The sequence below is a fragment of the Okeania sp. SIO2C9 genome (genome assembly GCF_010672455.1).
Taxonomy (GTDB): Bacteria; Cyanobacteriota; Cyanobacteriia; order Cyanobacteriales; family Microcoleaceae; genus Okeania.
On record NZ_JAAHGO010000012.1, the window covers coordinates 197,555 to 198,260 of the forward strand.

Below are 706 nucleotides of genomic sequence, written 5' to 3' on the forward strand. Positions count from 1 at the left end.
ATTTTAGCAATTAAATTTTTACTCTCAAGTGCCAAAAAGCAATATCTGGACTTCCTTTTCTGATTTTTTTTAGTCCCCGATACAGACCCTAATGATTTAACCAACTTGACCTGTTCAATTTTTTTTGAAGGTAAACATCAGCAAATTTTTGAAACTCACCACTACTTAATTCTTGCAGTTTATTTTCAAGTGTGATTAATTTTTTTCAATAGTAATTTTGTAGAGATAAAAATAATATCTTCTTCCTCAACTTCAAACTAGCGATCACTTCTCTCTATTCTGTCTATTTTAGCAATTAAATTTTTACTCTCAAGTGCCAAAAAGCAATATCTGGACTTCCTTTTCTGATTTTTTTTAGTCCCCGATACAGACCCTAATGATTTAACCAACTTGACCTGTTCAATTTTTTTTGAAGGTAAACATCAGCAAATTTTTGAAACTCACCACTACTTAATTCTTGCAGTTTATTTTCAAGTGTGATTAATTTTTTTCAATAGTAATTTTATAGAGATAAAAATAATATCTTATTCACAGACTTGAAACTAGCGATCGCCCTTCTGTGCTATCTCTAATTTTAGAAATTAAATTTTTACTCTCAAGTGCCAAAAAGTAATATCTGGACTTCCTTTTCTGATTTTTTTTAGTTCCCCATACAGACCCTAATGATTTAATTTACTTAACCTATTCAATTTTTTTATAAAGGTAA